Source organism: Streptomyces sp. DG2A-72, assembly GCF_030499575.1.
In the GTDB taxonomy this organism is placed as follows: domain Bacteria; phylum Actinomycetota; class Actinomycetes; order Streptomycetales; family Streptomycetaceae; genus Streptomyces.
The window spans coordinates 3,218,630-3,237,180 of the sequence record NZ_JASTLC010000001.1 but is presented as its reverse complement, the minus strand read 5'-3'; the positions used below and the strand labels follow the sequence as shown (position 1 = coordinate 3,237,180).

At 71.7% G+C, this 18,551-nt stretch carries 8 protein-coding genes; 4 read left to right on the top strand and 4 right to left on the bottom strand.

Going from position 1 to position 18,551, the window contains the following annotated elements; translation table 11 throughout:
- Positions 1 to 2 precede the first annotated feature (2 nt).
- The 4 genes from QQY66_RS15430 to QQY66_RS15415 all read left to right on the top strand — a co-directional run bounded on the left by QQY66_RS15430 (position 3) and on the right by QQY66_RS15415 (position 13,329).
- Complete coding sequence (locus QQY66_RS15430; RefSeq protein WP_301980891.1) at positions 3 to 8,792, top strand: hypothetical protein; 8,790 nt, start codon at positions 3 to 5, stop codon at positions 8,790 to 8,792.
- Positions 8,789 to 11,398 carry a right-handed parallel beta-helix repeat-containing protein gene (locus QQY66_RS15425; protein WP_301980890.1) on the top strand — a complete coding sequence of 870 codons (2,610 nt, stop codon included), beginning with the start codon at positions 8,789 to 8,791 and terminating at the stop codon, positions 11,396 to 11,398. Before QQY66_RS15430 ends, QQY66_RS15425 begins: the two co-directional genes overlap by 4 nt.
- 53 nt (positions 11,399 to 11,451) lie before the next feature.
- Positions 11,452 to 12,294 carry an RICIN domain-containing protein gene (locus QQY66_RS15420; protein WP_301980889.1) on the top strand — a complete coding sequence of 281 codons (843 nt, stop codon included), beginning with the start codon at positions 11,452 to 11,454 and terminating at the stop codon, positions 12,292 to 12,294.
- An 87-nt stretch (positions 12,295 to 12,381) separates the two neighbouring features.
- Positions 12,382 to 13,329 (top strand): hypothetical protein, encoded by a 948-nt coding sequence (locus QQY66_RS15415; protein ID WP_301980888.1) that lies wholly within the window; start codon positions 12,382 to 12,384, stop codon positions 13,327 to 13,329.
- A gap of 130 nt (positions 13,330 to 13,459) precedes the next feature.
- Here the strand turns inward: QQY66_RS15415 and QQY66_RS15410 are convergent, their stop codons facing one another.
- From QQY66_RS15410 to QQY66_RS15395, 4 genes are read right to left on the bottom strand one after another with little or no spacing between them, the layout of a single operon-like run.
- A complete protein-coding gene (locus QQY66_RS15410) occupies positions 13,460 to 14,395 on the bottom strand; it encodes a dihydrodipicolinate synthase family protein (protein ID WP_301980887.1) in 936 nt (311 codons plus the stop codon).
- A complete protein-coding gene (locus QQY66_RS15405; protein ID WP_301980886.1) occupies positions 14,392 to 15,423 on the bottom strand; it encodes an ABC transporter ATP-binding protein in 1,032 nt (343 codons plus the stop codon). Before QQY66_RS15405 ends, QQY66_RS15410 begins: the two co-directional genes overlap by 4 nt.
- Entirely contained in the window at positions 15,420 to 17,573 is a 2,154-nt protein-coding gene (locus QQY66_RS15400; RefSeq protein ID WP_301980885.1) for a dipeptide/oligopeptide/nickel ABC transporter permease/ATP-binding protein, read from the bottom strand. Before QQY66_RS15400 ends, QQY66_RS15405 begins: the two co-directional genes overlap by 4 nt.
- The gene (locus QQY66_RS15395; protein WP_301980884.1) at positions 17,573 to 18,532 is read right to left on the bottom strand and encodes an ABC transporter permease; all 960 of its coding nucleotides are present in this window, start codon (positions 18,530 to 18,532) and stop codon (positions 17,573 to 17,575) included. Before QQY66_RS15395 ends, QQY66_RS15400 begins: the two co-directional genes overlap by 1 nt.
- Positions 18,533 to 18,551: the final 19 nt, after the last annotated feature.

Genomic DNA, 18,551 nt, shown 5'->3' with positions numbered 1-18,551 from the left:
CGATGGCTCGTCCCGCCGACTGGAGCGCGCTCGGCCTCGGCAGTGACCCCACCCCGGGCGACGCCGCCCGGATCGAGGAGATCATCACCTCGCAGGGCGAACTGGTCACTCTGGCGGACACCATCGACTCCGGGCTTACGGAGATCAAGAACACCACGGACGGGGCCTTCATCGGCGAGACGGCGGACGCGCTGCGCAAGGTGATCGACGGTGATCTGCGCAACTACGTATCCACGTTCCGGCAGGCCCACCAGGACGCCCAGGCCGCGCTGCGGACCTATGTCGGTGTGATGCGCACCCAGCAGCAGCGGGCCGACGCCGCCCTGACCGCGGCGGCCGCGCTGGCCGAGGACGACGACGAGGGACGCGAGACGCACAAGTCCACCGCCGAGGACGCGGGGAGCATCCTGTCGGAGGCCGCCGAGACGGCGGCGACCGCGCTGACCACGGCGGCGGAGAGCATCGCCTCGCCGATCGACGAGTGCGAGGAGTTCTGGAAGGCGCTGGGCTGGCTGGCGCTGATCCTCATCATCCCCGCGATCATCGTCGGCGGTCCGCTGGCCCTGTTCGCCATCGGGCTCAACGTGGCGCTGCTGATCAAGACGGCGGTGGACTTCTCCCAGGGCAAGGCGAGCGTCACCGAACTGGTGCTCTCCATCCTTGGCGTCATCGCGCCCACCACCAAGGGCATCAACGTCGGCGCGGTGTTCAAGGGGCTGAAGGGGGCCGGTGTCTCCGCCTTCCAGGGCGGCAGGAACCTGTTCCTGGGCGGGCCCAACGCGTTCGGGCTGCTCGGCCGGCTGACCCTCGGCATCGACGACACCTTCCGGGCAACCGGAGTCTGGCTGAACGGTCTGCGCGGCATCAGCGGGATGAGGTTCACGCCCGGTCTGGTCTTCATGCCTGGGCTCAAGGGCTTCACCATGGGCGGGGCCGGCCTCGGTAAGGGTTTCGGAGTCCTCCCGGTGGCCACCGAGCTGACCGTCATCAACCTGCTGGGCGTGAAGAGCTTCTTCGCGGTGCGCAGCGTGGTCAGCGGCCTCAACGGCATCGGGCGGCTGGGCAGTTCGCTGGGCAGCTCGATGCTGAACGGCGTGCGCGGGCTCAACGGGCTGCGGTTCTTCCTGCCGGTCGCCGCGGACGAGATGGGCAACGGCCTGCTCTTCGCGCTCAGGATCGGCGTCATCGACCGCGGTGTCTTCGGCATGTACCGGTACGGGGCCTTCGCCGGGGGCCAGTTCCTCGGCGTGTCGAGCAAGATCAGCGGGGCCGCCGCGTCGGGGCTCACGCTGCTGCGGCCCGGCGCCGACCTGGGCGGCCTGTCGCACATCAACCTGACCGGCTTCACTCCCACCCCAGCCGGCGGACTCGGCTCGGGGCTGACGAACCTGCCGCCGGTGAACCTGTCGCCCTCGATCGGCAGCACCAACCTCACCGGCGGTCTGAGCGGGCTCGGCGGGTCCTTCAACGCGCCCGTCCCCGCCATCGGCGCCCGCATCACCGACCTGCCGGCCGTTTCCGGACCCAGCGGTGTCCACATGCCCCCACTGGGCGGGCTCGGCGGCGTCAACGTGCCCCAGTCGGTCGGGCTCGGCAACATGAACTTGCCGCAGCTGGGCCAGATCAGCCAGGTCGGGGCGGTCGGCACGGGCGCCTTCCGGGGCGCCGACATCGCCGTGGGGGACATCGCGGCGGTCGGCGCCGCCCGGATCGACGTACCGAGTCTGAGTTCGGTGGCGTCCGGTCCGACCGCGGTGCGGGTGGACATGCCCTCGGTGGACGCGCGGGTGACCGACATCCCCTCGGCGCACGGCGTCGGTTCCGTGTCGACACCGTCCGTCGGCCAGGTCGACGTCCCGGCCGTCGCCCAGGTCAACGTGCCCACGATGGGCCTCGGGCAGGTCAACGCGCCCACGGTGAACATGGGGGCCGCGCCGGACGTCCCCGCGGTGGGCGTGCACCAGGTCAACGTGCCGAGCCTAGGGGCGGTGTCGAACGGCCCGACGACGGCGCGGGTGGACGCCCCGGCGATGGCCGCCCGGATGACCGACATCCCCTCGGTGAACGGCGTCGGCTCGACCCTGGGCCGGGTCGACGTCCCGTCGGTCGGCAGCGTGAACGTGCCGTCCGTCGGCCGCGTGGACGTCCCGTCGGTCGCGAGCGTGAACGTGAACCTGTCGCCGGTGGGGCGGGTGGATGTCCCGGTGGCGGGGGGTGTGAGTGTGTCGCCGGTGGGGCGGGTGGATGTCTCGGTGGCGGGGGGTGTGAGTGTGTCGCCGGTGGGGCGGGTGGATGTCTCGGTGGCGGGGGGTGTGAGTGTGTCGCCGGTGGGGCGGGTGGATGTCTCGGTGGCGGGGGGTGTGAGTGTGTCGCCGGTGGGGCGGGTGGATGTCCCGGTGGCGGGGGGTGTGAGTGTGTCGCCGGTGGGCCGGGTGGATGTCCCGGCCACGGGAAGTGTGAATGTGCCGTCCGTGGGTCGCGTCGAGGTTCCGGCCGCAGGGAGCGTCAACGTGCCGTCCGTGGGCCGCGTGGACCTCCCCGTCACCGGGAACGCGGGCGGACCCAAGGGGGTCGTGTCGGACGTCCCGGCCGGGGCCGCCCATGTGGACGCACCGCCCGTGTCCGCTCTCGGGCGGGTGGACGTGCCCGTCAGCGGTACGCCCGCGGTGAACCCGGCGCCGGTGAACGCGCTGACCGCGCCCCCGACACCGGGCACAGTCCAGCACACCCCCACGGGCGGGCTCGACAGCAGCCCGGCCTCACACGTACCGCCGCCCGGCACCGGGGGACCGGCCAAGAACGGCGGCGTGGGCCTGCCCGGCAACGACAGCCTCGTCGTCGACCTGCCCAAGCTCGGCCGCGTCGACCTGACCGCGTTCCGTGACCAGCACCGCACCATCCGGGTCTTCATGCAGGACGACCAGGCGCTGGACTTCCAGCACACCTTCACCAACATCCCCGGCCTGCCCGACGTGCGGGTCGAAGTCACCCCGACGGCCACCGGGCCGCGGGTCGTCCCCGCCACTGCGGGAGTCCGGGCGACCTACGAGACACCGCAGGGCGGAGGCGGCCAGTTCCTGCGGGTGGAGCAGGACCTCGGCGACGGCTCGGTCCGCCGGACCGACTACCACCTGAACGCCGCCCTGAACCACGAGCAGATCGGCACCCAGGTCGTCCGGGGCATCGAGCTCCAGACCCTCACGCCTCAGGCCCCGCCGCCGCACACCACCGTGGCCGGACCCTCCGGAACCAACAGCACACCCGCCCACGCCGTCAACGTGCCCGGGCTGGACGGCGTCCGCGTCGACATCACGCCCGGCTCCCGGCCGAACATCGTCAACCCGAACGGAGTCCAGGGGCTGCGCGCGGAACGGATCGGCCAGGACAACATCGTCCGCGTCGAGTACGTCAACGGCGGCGAGACCCGCCACTGGGACTTCGACGTGGACGCCCACGGCACCCGTCTGGTCGGCGCCGAGCGGCAGATCACCCTGCAGGGCGGCCACTTCGGCGGTACGACGGTCGGCATCGACGTACTGCCGGGCGGCACGAACGGAATACGGCACCTCGACGTGGCGGGGGCACCCCGGCCGGGCGGCATCACGCATGTCGGCGGCGAGTACCGCGTTCCGGGGCCGGGCAATCGCACGGTCGTCTACGGCGCCGATTACCGGCACGTGTACGACGAACTCCCGTTGACCAGGGGCGCGTTGGGCGATGGGGTGTTGCGGATCGATGCCGACGGCACGGTGGGTGTGACTGGTCGGCCCGGCGTCAATGTCAGGGTTCTGCCGGGCAACGGTGGTTTCCATGTGGGTGAGGCGAACGGCAGCTGGCTGCGGGTGTACGGGGCTGACGGGGGTTATGTGCACCGGGTTCTGCCGGTGCCGGGCGGCAACTTGGTCCGTTTCCCGGAGGGGACTCGTACGACTCACGATCTGCTCGATGCGGGTGGCAATCCGGTGCCGGGTGCCCGGGTGGAGACGCAGCCGGTCGGTTTCCGGATCGAGAACGGTGGCGGTCAGCCGCACATCGTGGTCAATGAGGCGGGTGTTCAGACGCATACCGCCCGCCGCCTGGACGGTGGTGCGGCGGACGGCGAGTTCGTCCACAGGCCCGTCGAGGGCCGGCCCGGGGGGATCGTCCGTACCGACGTGGCGGGGGCACCCCGGCCGGGCGGCATCACGCATGTCGGCGGCGAGTACCGCGTTCCGGGGCCGGGCAATCGCACGGTCGTCTACGGCGCCGATTACCGGCACGTGTACGACGAACTCCCGTTGACCAGGGGCGCGTTGGGCGATGGGGTGCTGCGGATCGATGCCGACGGCACGGTGGGTGTGACGGGTCGGCCCGGCGTCAATGTCAGGGTTCTGCCGGGCAACGGTGGTTTCCATGTGGGTGAGGCGAACGGCAGCTGGCTGCGGGTGTACGGGGTCGACGGGGGTTATGTGCACCGGGTTCTGCCGGTGCCGGGCGGCAACTTGGTCCGTTTCCCGGAGGGGACTCGTGCGACTCACGATCTGCTCGATGCGGGTGGCAATCCGGTGCCGGGTGCTCGTGTGGAGACGCAGCCGGTCGGTTTCCGGATCGAGAACGGTGGCGGTCAGCCGCACATCGTGGTCAATGAGGCGGGTGTTCAGACGCATACCGCCCGCCGCCTGGACGGTGGTGCGGCGGACGGCGAGTTCGTCCACAGGCCCGTCGAGGGCCGGCCCGGGGGGATCGTCCGTACCGACGTGGCGGGGGCACCTCGGCCGGGCGGCATCACGCATGTCGGCGGCGAGTACCGCGTTCCGGGGCCGGGCAATCGCACGGTCGTCTACGGCGCCGATTACCGGCACGTGTACGACGAACTCCCGCTGACCAGAGGCGCGTTGAACGGCGGAGTGCTACGGATCGACCCCGTCGGCACGGCCCGTCTGCACGGTCACCCGACCGCGACCGTCGTCCCCCAGTCGGGCGACGGCAACGGGTTCCGCGTCCTCCGCGGCAACGACCATGTCGCCGTGGACATCAGGGGCAACCACACCGCCGCTGTCCGGGAGCTGACCGGCGGCACCGCCCCCCATGCGAACGGCGAGTTCGTCCACACGCCGGTCAACGGACCGGCCGTACTCAAGCACGCCGACGGCTCCGCCATCCCGAACTCCCACCTCACCGTCCGCGCCGACGGCAGTTTCCTCGTCGAACACCCGACCGCCCTCCGTGTCCACCGGGCGGCGGACGGCCGCGTCGACATCGACACCGTCCGGCTCCAGAACGCGGCCGGTGCGCCGATCGGCCAGAACGTCCGCGCCCACCCGGGCGGGGCCCTGGAGCTGGTGGACAACAACCTGGCCGAGATACCGAACATCAAGGTCACCGCGCGGCCCGGCGGCGGACACCGTGTGGAGCAGGCGGACGGCGGTTTCCAGCTCTACGGCAACGACGGCAGGCTGGACCGCTCCGTGATCGACACCGGCCAGGGCGGCGTCTTCCGCGTCGACGACGGGAACGGAACCCGCCTGTACGACACCGTCCGGCTCGGCGACGGCATCGGCACCCGCTTCCTGCGTACGGACCTGAACCAGCTCCGCGTCCTGGACGCCGACCTGACCCCGACACCCGGCAACGTCACCCGCGAGCCGAACGGCCAGTACCGGGTCGACGGCGTCGGCGCCCCGCACCAGGGCGAGTTCAAGCGGTACGACGCCGACGGCCGACTCGACTTCCAGCGGATCAACGTCATCCACGAGGGCCAGATCAAGCCCAACCAGCACATCGAGGTGACCTACCCGAACCCGGCCGCGGGCGGCGCCAAGCCGACCTGGCAGCGGATCCACCTGGACGCGGCCGGCAACCCGGTGCCACCGAACGGGAACCGGCCCTGGTACGACGGCGGGACGGTCGACCTCAAGGGCATCGACCACGGCCGGGTCCGGCTGCTCGGCCACTCCGGCACCGAGGTGTTCGAGCGCCGCCCGCTGCCGTTCGGCAACGGCGGCTCCATCGACGCCTTCCACTCCGCCGCCGGGGTCGGCACCTTCGGCCGCTTCAACCAGCGCGGTGTGTGGACCGAGTTCGACGGGGCCGGCGCGGCGGTCCGCCACGGCACCCGGCACTGGGGCGAGAGCGGCCGCAGCTACTTCGACGTCACCACGATCCGGGGCGTCGACACCCGCGTCCGCCATTTCCAGCAGAACCCGGACGGCGGCCATGTGCTGGCCAACCTGGACCGTTCGGTCTGGACACAGAGCGCGGGCCGCGGCACCTGGCACCGCTTCGACGCGGACTACAACCACCTGGCCGAGGGGGCCAGGAAGTGGGGTCCGGGCCGTGGCTGGACGGACACCATGGCCCACCCGAGGACCGGCGCGAGCACCGTGGTCCACGAGAAGTTCGGCCGCTTCGCTCCGAGCCCGCACGACGTACGCCGCTACTTCCAGGTGGAGATGGGCGCGGACGGCATCCCCAAGCGGGACTGGATGTCCCACTCGCCGCACGGCAAGGAGATCGACCGCGGTGAGACGCTGAGCAACGGCAACTTCCTGGAGACCCACCGGATCGCCGAGCAGCGCCCGCCGTTCTTCGCCCGCTGGGCGATGAGCGGGGACTACCGGGCCACCAGCCTGGCCGACGCGAGCTGGCTGCGCTTCGACGGCAGATACCAGATCCACGAGTGGAAGCTCACGCCCGCCGCCGGCGGACTGCCCGAGCGGGGTGTGCGGTTCGTCAGCATGAGCGGTGTCACGACGGACATCGCGAGGAACGGACAGGTCGTCCGGGTGACCGGCAAGACGCCGAGCGGCAACGACCTCACCGTCGGCGACGTCCCGCTGCCGAACGGTGTCAATCGGCAGGCCAACTACCTGCCCTGGTCCGAGGGCGCGGGCAAGCTCGACGGCCACCGCACGTACGTGGCCGCCGACTTCCACGTGCCGCAGGGCTACCAGCGGGGCGACATCCTCTTCCAGGACCGCTTCACCCCCAACCGTGCCGACGGCGACTGGTACTCGCCCGACCCGAACAAGCAGTGGGAGGTCGCCCGCACCGGCTTCAAGGACGGCACGGTGATCGAGTACCGGCCCGCCCCCGCCGTCCGCCCGGACGGCCAGGCGGGCAACGGGGACATCGCCTTCCAGCAGAACGTCCACGCGGGCACCGGCGACTGGACGAAGTACGACCCCCACGGCATGGTCGTCGGCCGCAAGGACACCTGGCCCGACCCGGCCGGCGGCGGCAACAACACCATCACGATCACCGCCACGGGCCCGGCGGGCGCCAAGACCCTGGAATGGCACGGCCCGAACGGCACCCACGGCATCCGGCAGACACAGCACCAGCGGGGCATGGAGACCTGGGCCTGGGACAAGGAGTCGTTCCAGGACTTCGACGGGGGAAGGCTGATCCGCGAGCACCGGCTGCTGGGGGACGGCACCACCGTCGACGCCTGGCGGGTCAGCCGGGACCCGAACACCGGCGCCGAGACCTGGCAGTGGAACAAGATCGACCGGCACGGCAACGTCATGGACTTCGGCGGCGGCGCCCCGCACCGGGTGCGGAACTGGATCGACTCCAACGGCAACGTGCTCCCCGGCTGGCGGCCTGACGCCCGCTGGCAGGACCAGGTGGCCACTCCGGACCCGAACAACCCGGCCACCATCAACACCATGACCGTGCAGGAGATCCCGGCCCGCCCGGCCACCGGACCGATCCACAGCTGGGCCACCGACGCGCCGTTCCGGGTGCGCGAGTACGTGCCGGACGTGGGCGGGACCTTCAACTCCAACGTGTGGAAGGAGTTCGACAACGGGATCGACATCCGCCGCAAGACCGATCTCGGCGACGGCACCTTCCTGGAGAGCGAGGAGTGGCACAAGCAGTGGCGGCGCTACGGCGGGCCGAACGGCACGACACTCCTCGAACAGCGCGCCATCTCCGGATACATCTGGAACACCGACACCTTCGGCCGGACCACGCTCATCGGCCGTGAGACCAACTTCATCGGCGCGCTCGGCGAGTACCGCGGCTTCAGCCGGATGTGGCGCGAACCCAACCGCTGGGACTTCGGCCGCAGCGTCGGCGGCGAGGCCGTGTACACCCCGTTCGCCGGGAAGGCCGCCCAGATGCTCGCCGTCGAGATGGGCCAGGAGTGGCTGCTCGACTTCAGCATGAACCTGGTCGTCTACGGCATCGTCGCGGCCGCCACCGGCAGCGAGTTCGGCTGGAACGACGTAGCCAAGGCGGCCTTCGGCGCGACCGTCAGCGCGGGCGTCAAGGGCACCCTCTCGGCCGGGCACCTCGCCACGTTCCGGGGCGGGCCCTGGAAGACGGGTCTCGGCCAGATGGACATGGGCCAGCCCTACTCCCGCCGCCCCAACGACGACAGCTGGCAGAGCGAGTTCGCGGGCAACGAGAAGGTCACCCGCTGGCGCTCGGGCTCGTACGACTTCGGCCTCAGCATCGTCGGCGGCGCCCTGTCCGGCTTCATCGGCGGCAGCGCGAGCGCGGCGATCTTCGGGGTGAAGGACAAGGACGGCAACACCGTCCACCTCTACGGCACCGACGCGCTGCTGGTGGGCGCGGCCGGTGCGGCGGCCGGCGTGATCGGCGGCGTCACCACCGGCCTCGCCCGGACGATCATCACCCAGAACATCGCCGGCCGCTGGTACCACCGCCAGGGCTTCTTCGACATCTTCGTGGTGGCGGGCATGGGCAAGCTGGCCAACAAGATCTTCGCCAACATGTACTTGACGGGCGCGATCCGCGACTCGGTCGTCGGGGACGTCGGAAACAGCGGGGGCGGCGCATGACGGACCGGACCATCAGGGTCGCGCCCAAGGGCCGGGGCACCCACCGCAGCATCGCCTCGGCGCTCGCCGCCGCGCCCGCGGGCGCGGTCGTCACCGTCGCGCCCGGCGAGTACGAGGAGACCCTGCGGCTCGACCGGCGTGTCACGCTGGAGCCGGAGTACGGCCCCGGCTCGGTCGTCCTGCGGGCCCCGGCGGGCATCGCCCTCACCGTCACCGCCCCGGAGTGCCTGCTGACCGGACTGGTGCTGCGCGGCGCCGACCCCGTGGAGGCGCTGATCCGGGTCGAGGACGCCGCCGGGCTCAGCCTGGAGGACTGCCGGCTCGGCCACGGCCGCATCGAGGTGCTCGGCTCCCCGGACGGCTCCGGAGCCGCCGCCAACGCCGCCCTGGACCTGGACAGCGACCTGACCGCCGAGCTGGCGGACCCGCTGGGCGGCGGAGTGCTGGTGCTGCGGGGGACCCGGCTCAGCGGTGCCCAGCACACCGCGCTGCACCTCGCCGGGGACGCCCGCGCCCGCGTCGAGGACACGGTGATCGAGTCGGTCGACGGCATCGGCGCCGTACTGTCCGGCACGGCCGTGCTGCTCGCCGAGCGGCTGCGGATCCAGGAGAACTCCGGATCCGCGCTGCGGGTTCGCGGCGGTTCACGGCTGCTGGTGCGCGACGCGCGCCTGGTGGGCGCGGGACGCAACGGCATCCTCGTCCAGGACACCGCCGAGGCGCTGCTGGCCGAGTGCCGGATCGAGGGCGTGGCCCGCTCCGGTGTCCAGGTCTCGCACGAGGCCCGGGCAGAACTGACGGACTGCCGGATCAGCGGGGCGGGCGGCCACGGCCTGGAGGCCGGCGACGCGTCCCGGCTGACGGCACGCGGCTGCCATGTGCTGGACCCGGCGGGCCGCGGGCTGCTGGCGGCCGGCGGTACGACGGTGACGCTGACCGACTCGCTGTTCGCCCGCACGGGCGGCTCGGCCCTGCACCTGGACGAGCGGGCGGTCGCGCTGGTGACCGGCTGCCGGGTGACCGGCAGCGGGGAGCACGCCCTGGTGGCCGCCGGGAGCACGCAGGCCGAGGTCACCCGGACCACGCTGGCCGGGGCGCGGGCGTGCGGAGTGCAGGTGGACGACAAGGCACAGGTGGTGCTGGCCGCCGTACGCGTGGAGGACGGCGAGACAGGCGTACGAGTGCGCTCCGGCCGGGAGTCGCAGCTCCTGGACTGCTCGGTGACCGGTCAGCGGCGGGGCGGTGTCGAGCTGGCGGCCGACGCGGTCGCCGTGCTGCGCGGTACCCGTATCGCCGAGGTGGGCGGCGCGGGCGTGACCGTCGACACCGGGGCCCGGCTGGTCATGGAGGGCGGCGGGGTGTCCGGGGCGGGGGCCGGCGGCCTGGTTCTGGGGCGGAAGGCACAGGCCGAGGTGCGGGGCGTACGGATCGAAGGCACCGGCAAGAACGGCATCCTCGTCGGCGAGGAGTCCGGCGGCACATTCGACCACTGCGATGTGTCCGACACCGCGTTCCCCGCGCTGCACCTGGCCCGCGGCGCCACCCCGCGATTCCGGGGCTGCCGGGTCTTCGACTGCGGCCACGACGCGCAACTTGCCGAGGGCGCCGAGCCGGAGTTCGAGGACTGCGCCGCGATCCGGGTCGGCACGGCCCTGCTCCCGACGCTCTCGGACCTGCCGACGGCCCCCGCCGCACCCCGCACACCCACGGGAACCCCGGCCGGCCCCGCCGAGTCGGCGACCGGCACCCCCGGCCTGGCCCAGCACGGCGAGCCCGAACCCGAGCCGGAGACCCTGGAGGACCTGCTCGCCGAGCTGAACGAACTCGTCGGCCTGGACGGCGTCAAACGCGACGTCGGTGGCATGGTCAAGCTGATGCAGACCGTGCGGCTGCGCGAGCAGGCGGGCCTGCCCGCCCCGCCGCTCAGCCGCCACCTGGTCTTCGCCGGCAACCCCGGCACCGGCAAGACGACCGTCGCCCGCCTCTACGGGCGCCTCCTCAAGGCCCTCGGCCTGCTCGCCCGCGGCCACCTGGTCGAGGTCGACCGCAGTGCCCTCGTCGGCGAGTACGTCGGCCACACCGGCCCGAAGACCACCGAGGCCTTCCACCGCGCCCGGGGTGGCGTCCTCTTCATCGACGAGGCGTACGCCCTGGTCCCGGCCGGCACCGCGAACGACTTCGGCGGCGAGGCGATCGCCACCCTGGTCAAGCTGATGGAGGACCACCGGGACGAGGTCGTCGTCATCGCCGCCGGATACCCGGACGACATGGACCGCTTCATCGGCTCCAACCCCGGCCTGTCCTCCCGCTTCACCCGCAGTCTGGTCTTCGCCGACTACTCCACGGCCGAACTGGTCAGCATCGTCGAGCACCACGCCCAGCGCCACCAGTACGAACTCAGCACGGCCGCCCGCAAGGCGCTGGCCGAGCACGTCGAACTGATCCCGCGCAACGACCGGTTCGGCAACGGCCGCACGGCTCGCCAGCTCTTCCAGAGCATGACGGAACGTCAGGCCATGCGGGTCGCCGAGCTGACCGCGCCCGAGGCGGCACAACTCGTGCTGCTGGACGAGCAGGACCTGCCCCAGCCCGCCACACCCGTCTGACCGACCCCTGTCCGTCCTACGGCCGTCACTCCCGACTCCCCGGAGCGCCCTCCATGCCCCCGAAGCCCTCGAAATCCCCGCAGCGCTTCTCGGAGACCTTCGCCGGCAGACCCGCCCGCTCGCCCCGCGGTCTCGTGCCCGGGCGACGGGTCTGGCTCAGCCTGGGCTGGGGCGGTGCCGTGGCTGCCGTCTGCGCCCTCGGCATCCAGCTGGCCGGCAGCGGGGCCCCTGCCTCGGACGAGGGCGCCGAGGTGGCCGCAGCGAGCGGCATCCCGGCCGCGTCGCCCGCTCCGTCGCTCACGCCCACGCCCTCCCTTGAGTCCGCGTCCCCCTCCAGGACCCCGGGGAAGACCACGAAGGAGACCAGGAACCCGGACACGGCCCAGGCCCCGAACCACCCGGGCACCGTAGCCACCGTCACCGCCACCCCGAGCCCCAGGCCACCCGCCGCCAAGCAGACGCCCACAGCCAAGGCCGGGACCACCGCCGAATCCACCACCCCCGCCCAGGACTTCTCCCGCCCTGTCGGCCAGATCTCCGGCCACTACGACGGGTTCATCGGCAAGTGCGTCCAACTCGTAGGCAGTGCCCTCCAGTTGTACGGCTGCGACGGCGGTTCCGACCAGCAGTGGCAGTTCGCCGCCAACGGCACCCTCCGGAAGGACGGCCGCTGTCTGTCCCTGGCCGGCCGCTCCACCAGCGACGGCACCCGGGTCGTCATGGCCTCCTGCGACTCGACCACGGTCACCCAGTGGCGCTACAGCGCCGCCTACGACATCGTCAACGTCGCCGCCGACAAGTGCCTTGATGTCGCCAACGCCGATACCGCCGACGGCGCTCCGCTCCAGATCGCCTGGTGCTCGGGCAACGCGGCCCAGAAATGGACGGTCCCCTGAGCGGGTCCGGCGGAGCCGCGGAAGCCGTTTGTGACGTACCCGAAGACGATGCCCGACTCACTGTCCACGATTCCCGGAGCAACCCCGATGCCCACACAGTCACCGAAGACTTCGAAGTCCTCGAAGTCCTCGAAGTCGCCGAACGGCTTCTCGGACACCTTCGCCCGCAAACCCGCCCGTTCACCCCGTGGTCTCGTGCCCGGGCGTCGGGTCTGGCTCAGCCTGGGCTGGGGCGGTGCCCTGACGGTCGTCGTCGCCGTCGGCCTCACGCTCGTCGGCAGTGACGTCTTCACCCCGGACGACAGCAGCGGCGTGGTCACCGCGGAGACCATCCCCACCTCGCCCGCTCCCTCACTCACCCCTTCGCCCACGCCCACACCCACGCCCACCAGAACCAAGTCCACCCCCACCGCCGAGGCCGTGGTCCAGGCCCCTCCGCCCGTCGTGACACCGGAGCCCTCGTCCGCGGCACCGGTCGCGTCGGCGCCGGCCGCCGGTACGAGGTCCGGGGGCGATGTGACGAAAGAGGTGACCAAGCCGCGGGTGAGGACCGCCGCGGTCGCCGTGCAGGCGCTGGCCACGCGGGATCCGGGCCGGCACATCTGCTACCGGGCCTATGTGGAGAACCTCGGCTGGCAGGCCGCGGTGTGCGATGGCGCCACCGCCGGCACGGTGGGCCAGGGCAGGCCGATCAAGGCGCTGAACATCGCCGTGTCCGGCACCAACGGCACAGCCGCCACCGCCTTCGTCCACAACCCCGGTTCGACCGACGGCAAGGGGCACTACAACGGGCCGTGGAAGGGCGCGGTCGACGGCATCGACAACTACATCGGCAGCGGCAAGAACAGCGCCCCGGACATGCTGGGTTTCGCCATCAACGTCGGTGAGAGCACGAGTGTCATCTGCCAGACCTCGCACGTCCACAACGAGGGCTGGCACGGCATGGGCTGCGACGAACCCGGTGGCGAGAACCTGATCTTCGGCGGAACCCTCAACAACGACCTGTGGCTGGAAGCAGTCAAGTTCACTGTGTGAGCTGACCTTGAGCGAAGCGCCCCGATAGGGGCGCGGGGCTGTATCGATATGCGGCTCCGCCGCGTGGGCGCGACCAGCCCTCACGCCGCCGCAGAAGACAGACGACCCATCGCGGCACCACCAGCGGAGCTCAGAGCAACCCCGCCGCGGCGAGATGCTTCCCCACCCGCTCCACCTCGTCCTCCGACAGCGGTACCTGTGGCTCCGCCGTCGCCGCGCACGCGATGACGCCGCGCAGATGCAGCGCGGCCTTGAACGCCCCGAGCGCCGAGGAACTGCCGCCCATCCGGGCCGGGTCGCCGACGCCCACCATGCCGAACAGGGCGCACAGCCGTTCCTGTTCGGCACGGGCCCGGTCCCAGTCGCCCGCGCGGCAGAGACGGTGGAGGCGGACGTAGCCGTGCGGGTCGACGTTGGCGAGGCCGGGCACCGCCCCGTCCGCGCCCAGCGCGAGCGCCGCGTCGACGATCGCCTCGGAGCCGGTCAGCACGCTGAAGCCGGTGATGCCGGGGTGGGTGCGGGCGCCGGTCACGACGGTGCGGAAGCCGCCCAGGTCGCCGCTGGAGTCCTTCAGTCCGGCCAGCACGCCGTCGGCGGCGAGTTCCAGGACCAGGTCGGCGGGGAGTTTCGTGTGGACGGCCATCGGGAGGTCGTACGCCACGACGGGCACGGGGGATTCGGCGGCGATCCGCCGGTAGTGGCGGGCGATCTCGGCGGGGTGGGTGCGCGTGTAGAAGGGCGCCGTCACGACGACCGCGTCCGCGCCCTCCTCCGTCACCTCCGCCACATGGTCCAGCACCCGCGGTGTCGTCATGTCGATCGCGCCGGCCAGCAGCGGCAGCCGCCCGCCCAGATGCGCCGCCACCGACTTCACGACCAGCCTGCGCTGCCCGTCCGTCAGAAACGCGGCCTCCGAGGACGACCCGAGCACGAACAGCCCGTCCACCCCGCCGTCGATCAGATGGTCGACCAGCCTGAGCAGCGAGTCCACGTCCACTTCGCGGTCCGGCGTCAGGGGCGTGCAGACGGGCGGGACCACTCCGGTCAGCGGGGTGGGGAGGTTCATGTCGGCTCCTGGTGCTCTTCCGGTACGGCCGCCTGGCTCACTAGGTCGCGGGTCGGTCGGCCCTCCTCTACTGGATGGTGACACCGGAACCGGTGCGCAGGAGTGGATGCAACGGAAAATTCGGGCATCGTGTCGGCACACTCCCCGTCCGCCTTCCAGCAGCGGGTGCGGAAGGGGCACCCGCTCGGCGGGCGGGTCGCCGACGGCACCGGACCGACCAGCGGGATCGGGTCGATCGGGTGCAGCAGTCCGGGGGTCGCCGAGAACAGGGCACGGGTGTACGGGTGCCGGGACCCCTCCGTCACCCGCTCGGCCGGTGCCTCCTCCACGATCCGGCCCAGGTACATCGTGATCACCCGGTCGCTCATCCGCCGTACCGTCTGGATGTCGTGCGAGACGAAGACCAGCGCGAGCCCCAGGCGCTCCTTCAGGTCGAGCAGCAGATTCAGGATCTGGGCGCGCACCGACACGTCCAGGGCGCTGGTCGGCTCGTCCGCGATCACGAGATCGGGGTCGAGGGCGAGGGCCCGGGCGATGGCGACGCGTTGCCGCTGGCCGCCGGAGAGCTGGCCGGGGAGCGCGTCGGTCAGCGCCTTCGGCAGGCCGACCAGGGACATCAACTCCCGTACCCGGGCGTCCCGTTCCCTCGCGGTGCCCTGCCGGTGCACATCCAGCGGGTCGCGCAGGATCTGCCGTACCGTCAGGCGCCGGTTCAGTGCGGTGGACGGGTCCTGGAAGATCATGCCGGTGTGGCGGCCGACCGCCACCCGGCGTTCGGCGGGCGCCATGCTCCACAGGTCACGGCCCCGGAAGGACACCGTGCCGGACGTCGGCCGCTGCACGCCGACCAGCACCTTCGCCAGCGTCGACTTGCCGCACCCGGACTCGCCGACGACACCGACCGTCTCGCCGGGCGCGATGGCGAGATCGGCGCCGGTCAGGGCGTACACCCGGTCCCGGGTGAACAGGCCGCCGCTGCGGGCCTTGTGGACGACATGCGTGTCGGACAGCTCGACGAGCGCGCTCACTGGGCGACCTCCACGTCCATCAGGTCGACGGCCGGATGGTGGCAGGCCGCCGTATGCGTGCGGGTACCCGCCAGCACGGGAGCCGTCGTACGGCAGACCTCGCTCGCCCGCGGACACCGGTCGGCGAACCGGCAGCCCGCCGGGAAGTCCGCCGGGGACGGCACGACCCCCTTGACCTGCGTCATCCGCTCGGCCGCGCTTTCCAGGGACAGCACGCTGCCGAGCAGCCCGCGCGTGTAGTGGTGGGCCGGTGCCTCCACCAGATCGGCGGTCACACCCGTCTCCACGATCTGCCCGCCGTACATCACCACCACCCGGTCGGTGATGTCGGCGATCAGCGCGAGGTCGTGCGAGACGAGGATCAGCGCGAAGCCCAGCTCCTCGCGCAGCCGGAGCAGCAGCTCCATGATCTGCGCCTGCACGGTCACATCGAGCGCGGTCGTCGGCTCGTCGGCGACGATCAGCTTCGGGTCGCGGGACAGCGCCATGGCGATCAGGACGCGCTGACGCTGGCCGCCGGAGAGTTCGTGCGGATAGCTGCGCAGGGTGCGGTCGGGGTCGAGGCCGACCATCGTCAGCAGTTCCTGGGGGCTACGGCGGCCCCCGCGTCGTACGACCTGTTTCAACTGCGCGCGGATCGTCATCGCCGGGTTCAGGGACGACAGCGCGTCCTGGTAGATCATCGCCATCTCGTGGCCGAGCAGTTTGCGGCGGACCCGCATGGGTTCGGCGAGCAAGTCCCGCTGGTGGAAGCGGACTTGCCCCCGCACGCGGGCCCCCTTCGGCTCCAGGCCCATCACCGTCAGCGCGGTCAGCGACTTGCCGCAGCCCGACTCGCCCACCAGGCCGAGGACTTCACCGGGCTGCACCTCGAAGCTGATCCCGTCGACGATGTCCACGCCCTGGTGCCGGGCCTCGAATCCGATGGCCAGGTTCTCCACGGCCAGCACCGGCTGAGCGCCGCCGGGCAGCGGCCGGGCCCGCGCCCGCAGCCGCGCCGCCGCCTGCGTCAGCCCCGGCAGCTGCACGATCTCCCCGCTGCCCGGCTCCGGCGCCTCCAGCCGGTCGTCCTCGTCACGGACCTCGACCTCCCGCGCCGACGGGGCCGCCCACGCGTCCGAGACGCCCTCGGACAGGACGTTCAGCGACAGCACGGTCACCAGCATCAGCAGCCCGGGGAAGACGGTCGCCCACCAGCCGCCGGTCAGCACCATGTTCTTGCCGTCCGCGATGACACTGCCCCAGGACGGGTCCGGCGGCCGTACGCCCGCGCCGATGAAGGACAGCGACGCCTCGAAGACGATCGCCTCGGCGACCTGCACGGTGCAGAACACCAGCACGGGCGCGGCACAGTTGATGGCCACGTGCCGCCAGACGATGTGCGGGGTGCGGGCGCCGATCACCCGCTCTGCCGTCACATAGTCCTCCCCGTACTGATCGAGCACATTGGCCCGTACGACCCGTGCCACCGGCGGTGTGAACAGGAACGCGATCGCGCAGATGAGGACCGTGATACCGCCGCCGAACACCGCGACCAGTACGGCGGCCAGCGCGATCCCCGGGAACGCCATCACCACGTCCAGGCAGCGCATCAGCGTCTCGTCGACGGCCTTGCGCGAGGTCGCCGCGACCGCTCCGATGAGCGCGCCCACGACGAGCGCGAGCCCGGTCGCGCCGAGCCCGATCGCGAGGGACCAGCGGGCGCCGTACATCAGCCGGCTCATGATGTCCCGGCCGAGGCTGTCCTGGCCCATCCAGTGCTCGGCGGACGGATGGCCGGTGCCGTCGACGGGCGGCTGCTGGTCGAGCGGGTCGTCCGGCGCGAGCAGCGGGGCGAACAGCGCCACCAGCACCACCACGGCCAGGAAGCAGACGGAGATCTTCGACAGCAGCGGCAGCCGGCGCCAGCCGCGCAGCCGGATGCCGGGCCGGGCTAGGGCGTGTGGCGAAAGTCCCGTCGTCCGCCCGGAGGGCGGGCCGGGCGGCGTCTGGTGCGTGCTCTCGGCGTGCCGGGCGGAAGGCTCCGTCGATGGACCGGACGTACTTGGGCTTTCGCCCGGTGCGGCGAGAGTGCGTGCCAGGCGTCGCCAGGCAGGCGGGACTTTCGCCACACGCCCTAGGGCCTCGGTGAGCCCCTTGCGCGTGAACATCAGGAGGCTTCCCTCAGTCGCGGGTTGACCAGCAGGTAGAGGATGTCGATCACGAGGTTGATGACGACGAAGCCGGTCGCGGTCGTCAGGACGACGCCCTGGACGACGGCCGGGTCGCCGTTCTTCACCGCGTCGATCATCAGCTTGCCCATGCCGGGCAGCGAGAAGATCGTCTCGATGACCACGGCGCCGCCGAGCAGATAGCCGACGCGCAGGCCGAGCACGGTGAGCGGATTGATCAGCGCGTTGCGGAGGACGTTCCGGCCGACCACCACCCGCGGCGGCAGTCCGCTGCCGATCGCTGTGCGGACGTAGTCCTTGTCCAGCTCCTCGACGACGGATGTCCTGACGATACGGGTGAGTTGGGCCGCCACCGGCAGGGACAGCGCGAGCGCCGGGAGCGTCATCGTCTTCAGCCAGCCCGTGAAGGAGTCCGCCGGGTTGATGTAGCCGCCGGTCGGGAACCAGCCCAGGTCGACCGCCAGGTACTGGATCATCAGCAGCGCCAGCCAGAAGCCGGGCGCCGCGACGCCGGTCAGCGACACGACCCGGATGATCTGGTCCGGCAGCCGGTCCCGGTAGATCGCCGCGGTCACCCCGCCGATCAGCGACAGCACCACCGCGATGCCCAGGCCCAGGAAGGTGAGCTGGAGCGTCAGCGGCAGCGCGGTCGTGACCTGGTCGATCACCGGCGCCCGGGTCAGTGCGCTGATGCCCATGTCACCGTGGAGCAGGGCGCCCACGAAGTCGACGTAGCGCACCGGGAGCGGATCGAGCAGACCGTTCTCCTCACGGAACTCGCGCAGTTGCTCGGGCGTCGGATTGGCGCCCTGGAAGAACGCGGACGCCGGGTCGACGTCCGAGAACCGCATCACCAGGAACACGAACAGCACGATGCCGAGCATCAGCGGCACGAGCAGGGCGACACGGCGGGCCAGGATCCTGGCGATGGCGACCACGGACCAACTCCCGTACGAC

Coding starts and splice junctions, on each gene's coding strand:
- QQY66_RS15415 (WP_301980888.1), top strand. CDS start 12,382: ATGCCCACACAGTCACCGAAGACTTCGAAGTCCTCGAAGTCCTCGAAG.
- QQY66_RS15410 (WP_301980887.1), bottom strand. CDS start 14,395: ATGAACCTCCCCACCCCGCTGACCGGAGTGGTCCCGCCCGTCTGCACG.
- QQY66_RS15400 (WP_301980885.1), bottom strand. CDS start 17,573: ATGTTCACGCGCAAGGGGCTCACCGAGGCCCTAGGGCGTGTGGCGAAA.
- QQY66_RS15430 (WP_301980891.1), top strand. CDS start 3: ATGGCTCGTCCCGCCGACTGGAGCGCGCTCGGCCTCGGCAGTGACCCC.
- QQY66_RS15425 (WP_301980890.1), top strand. CDS start 8,789: ATGACGGACCGGACCATCAGGGTCGCGCCCAAGGGCCGGGGCACCCAC.
- QQY66_RS15420 (WP_301980889.1), top strand. CDS start 11,452: ATGCCCCCGAAGCCCTCGAAATCCCCGCAGCGCTTCTCGGAGACCTTC.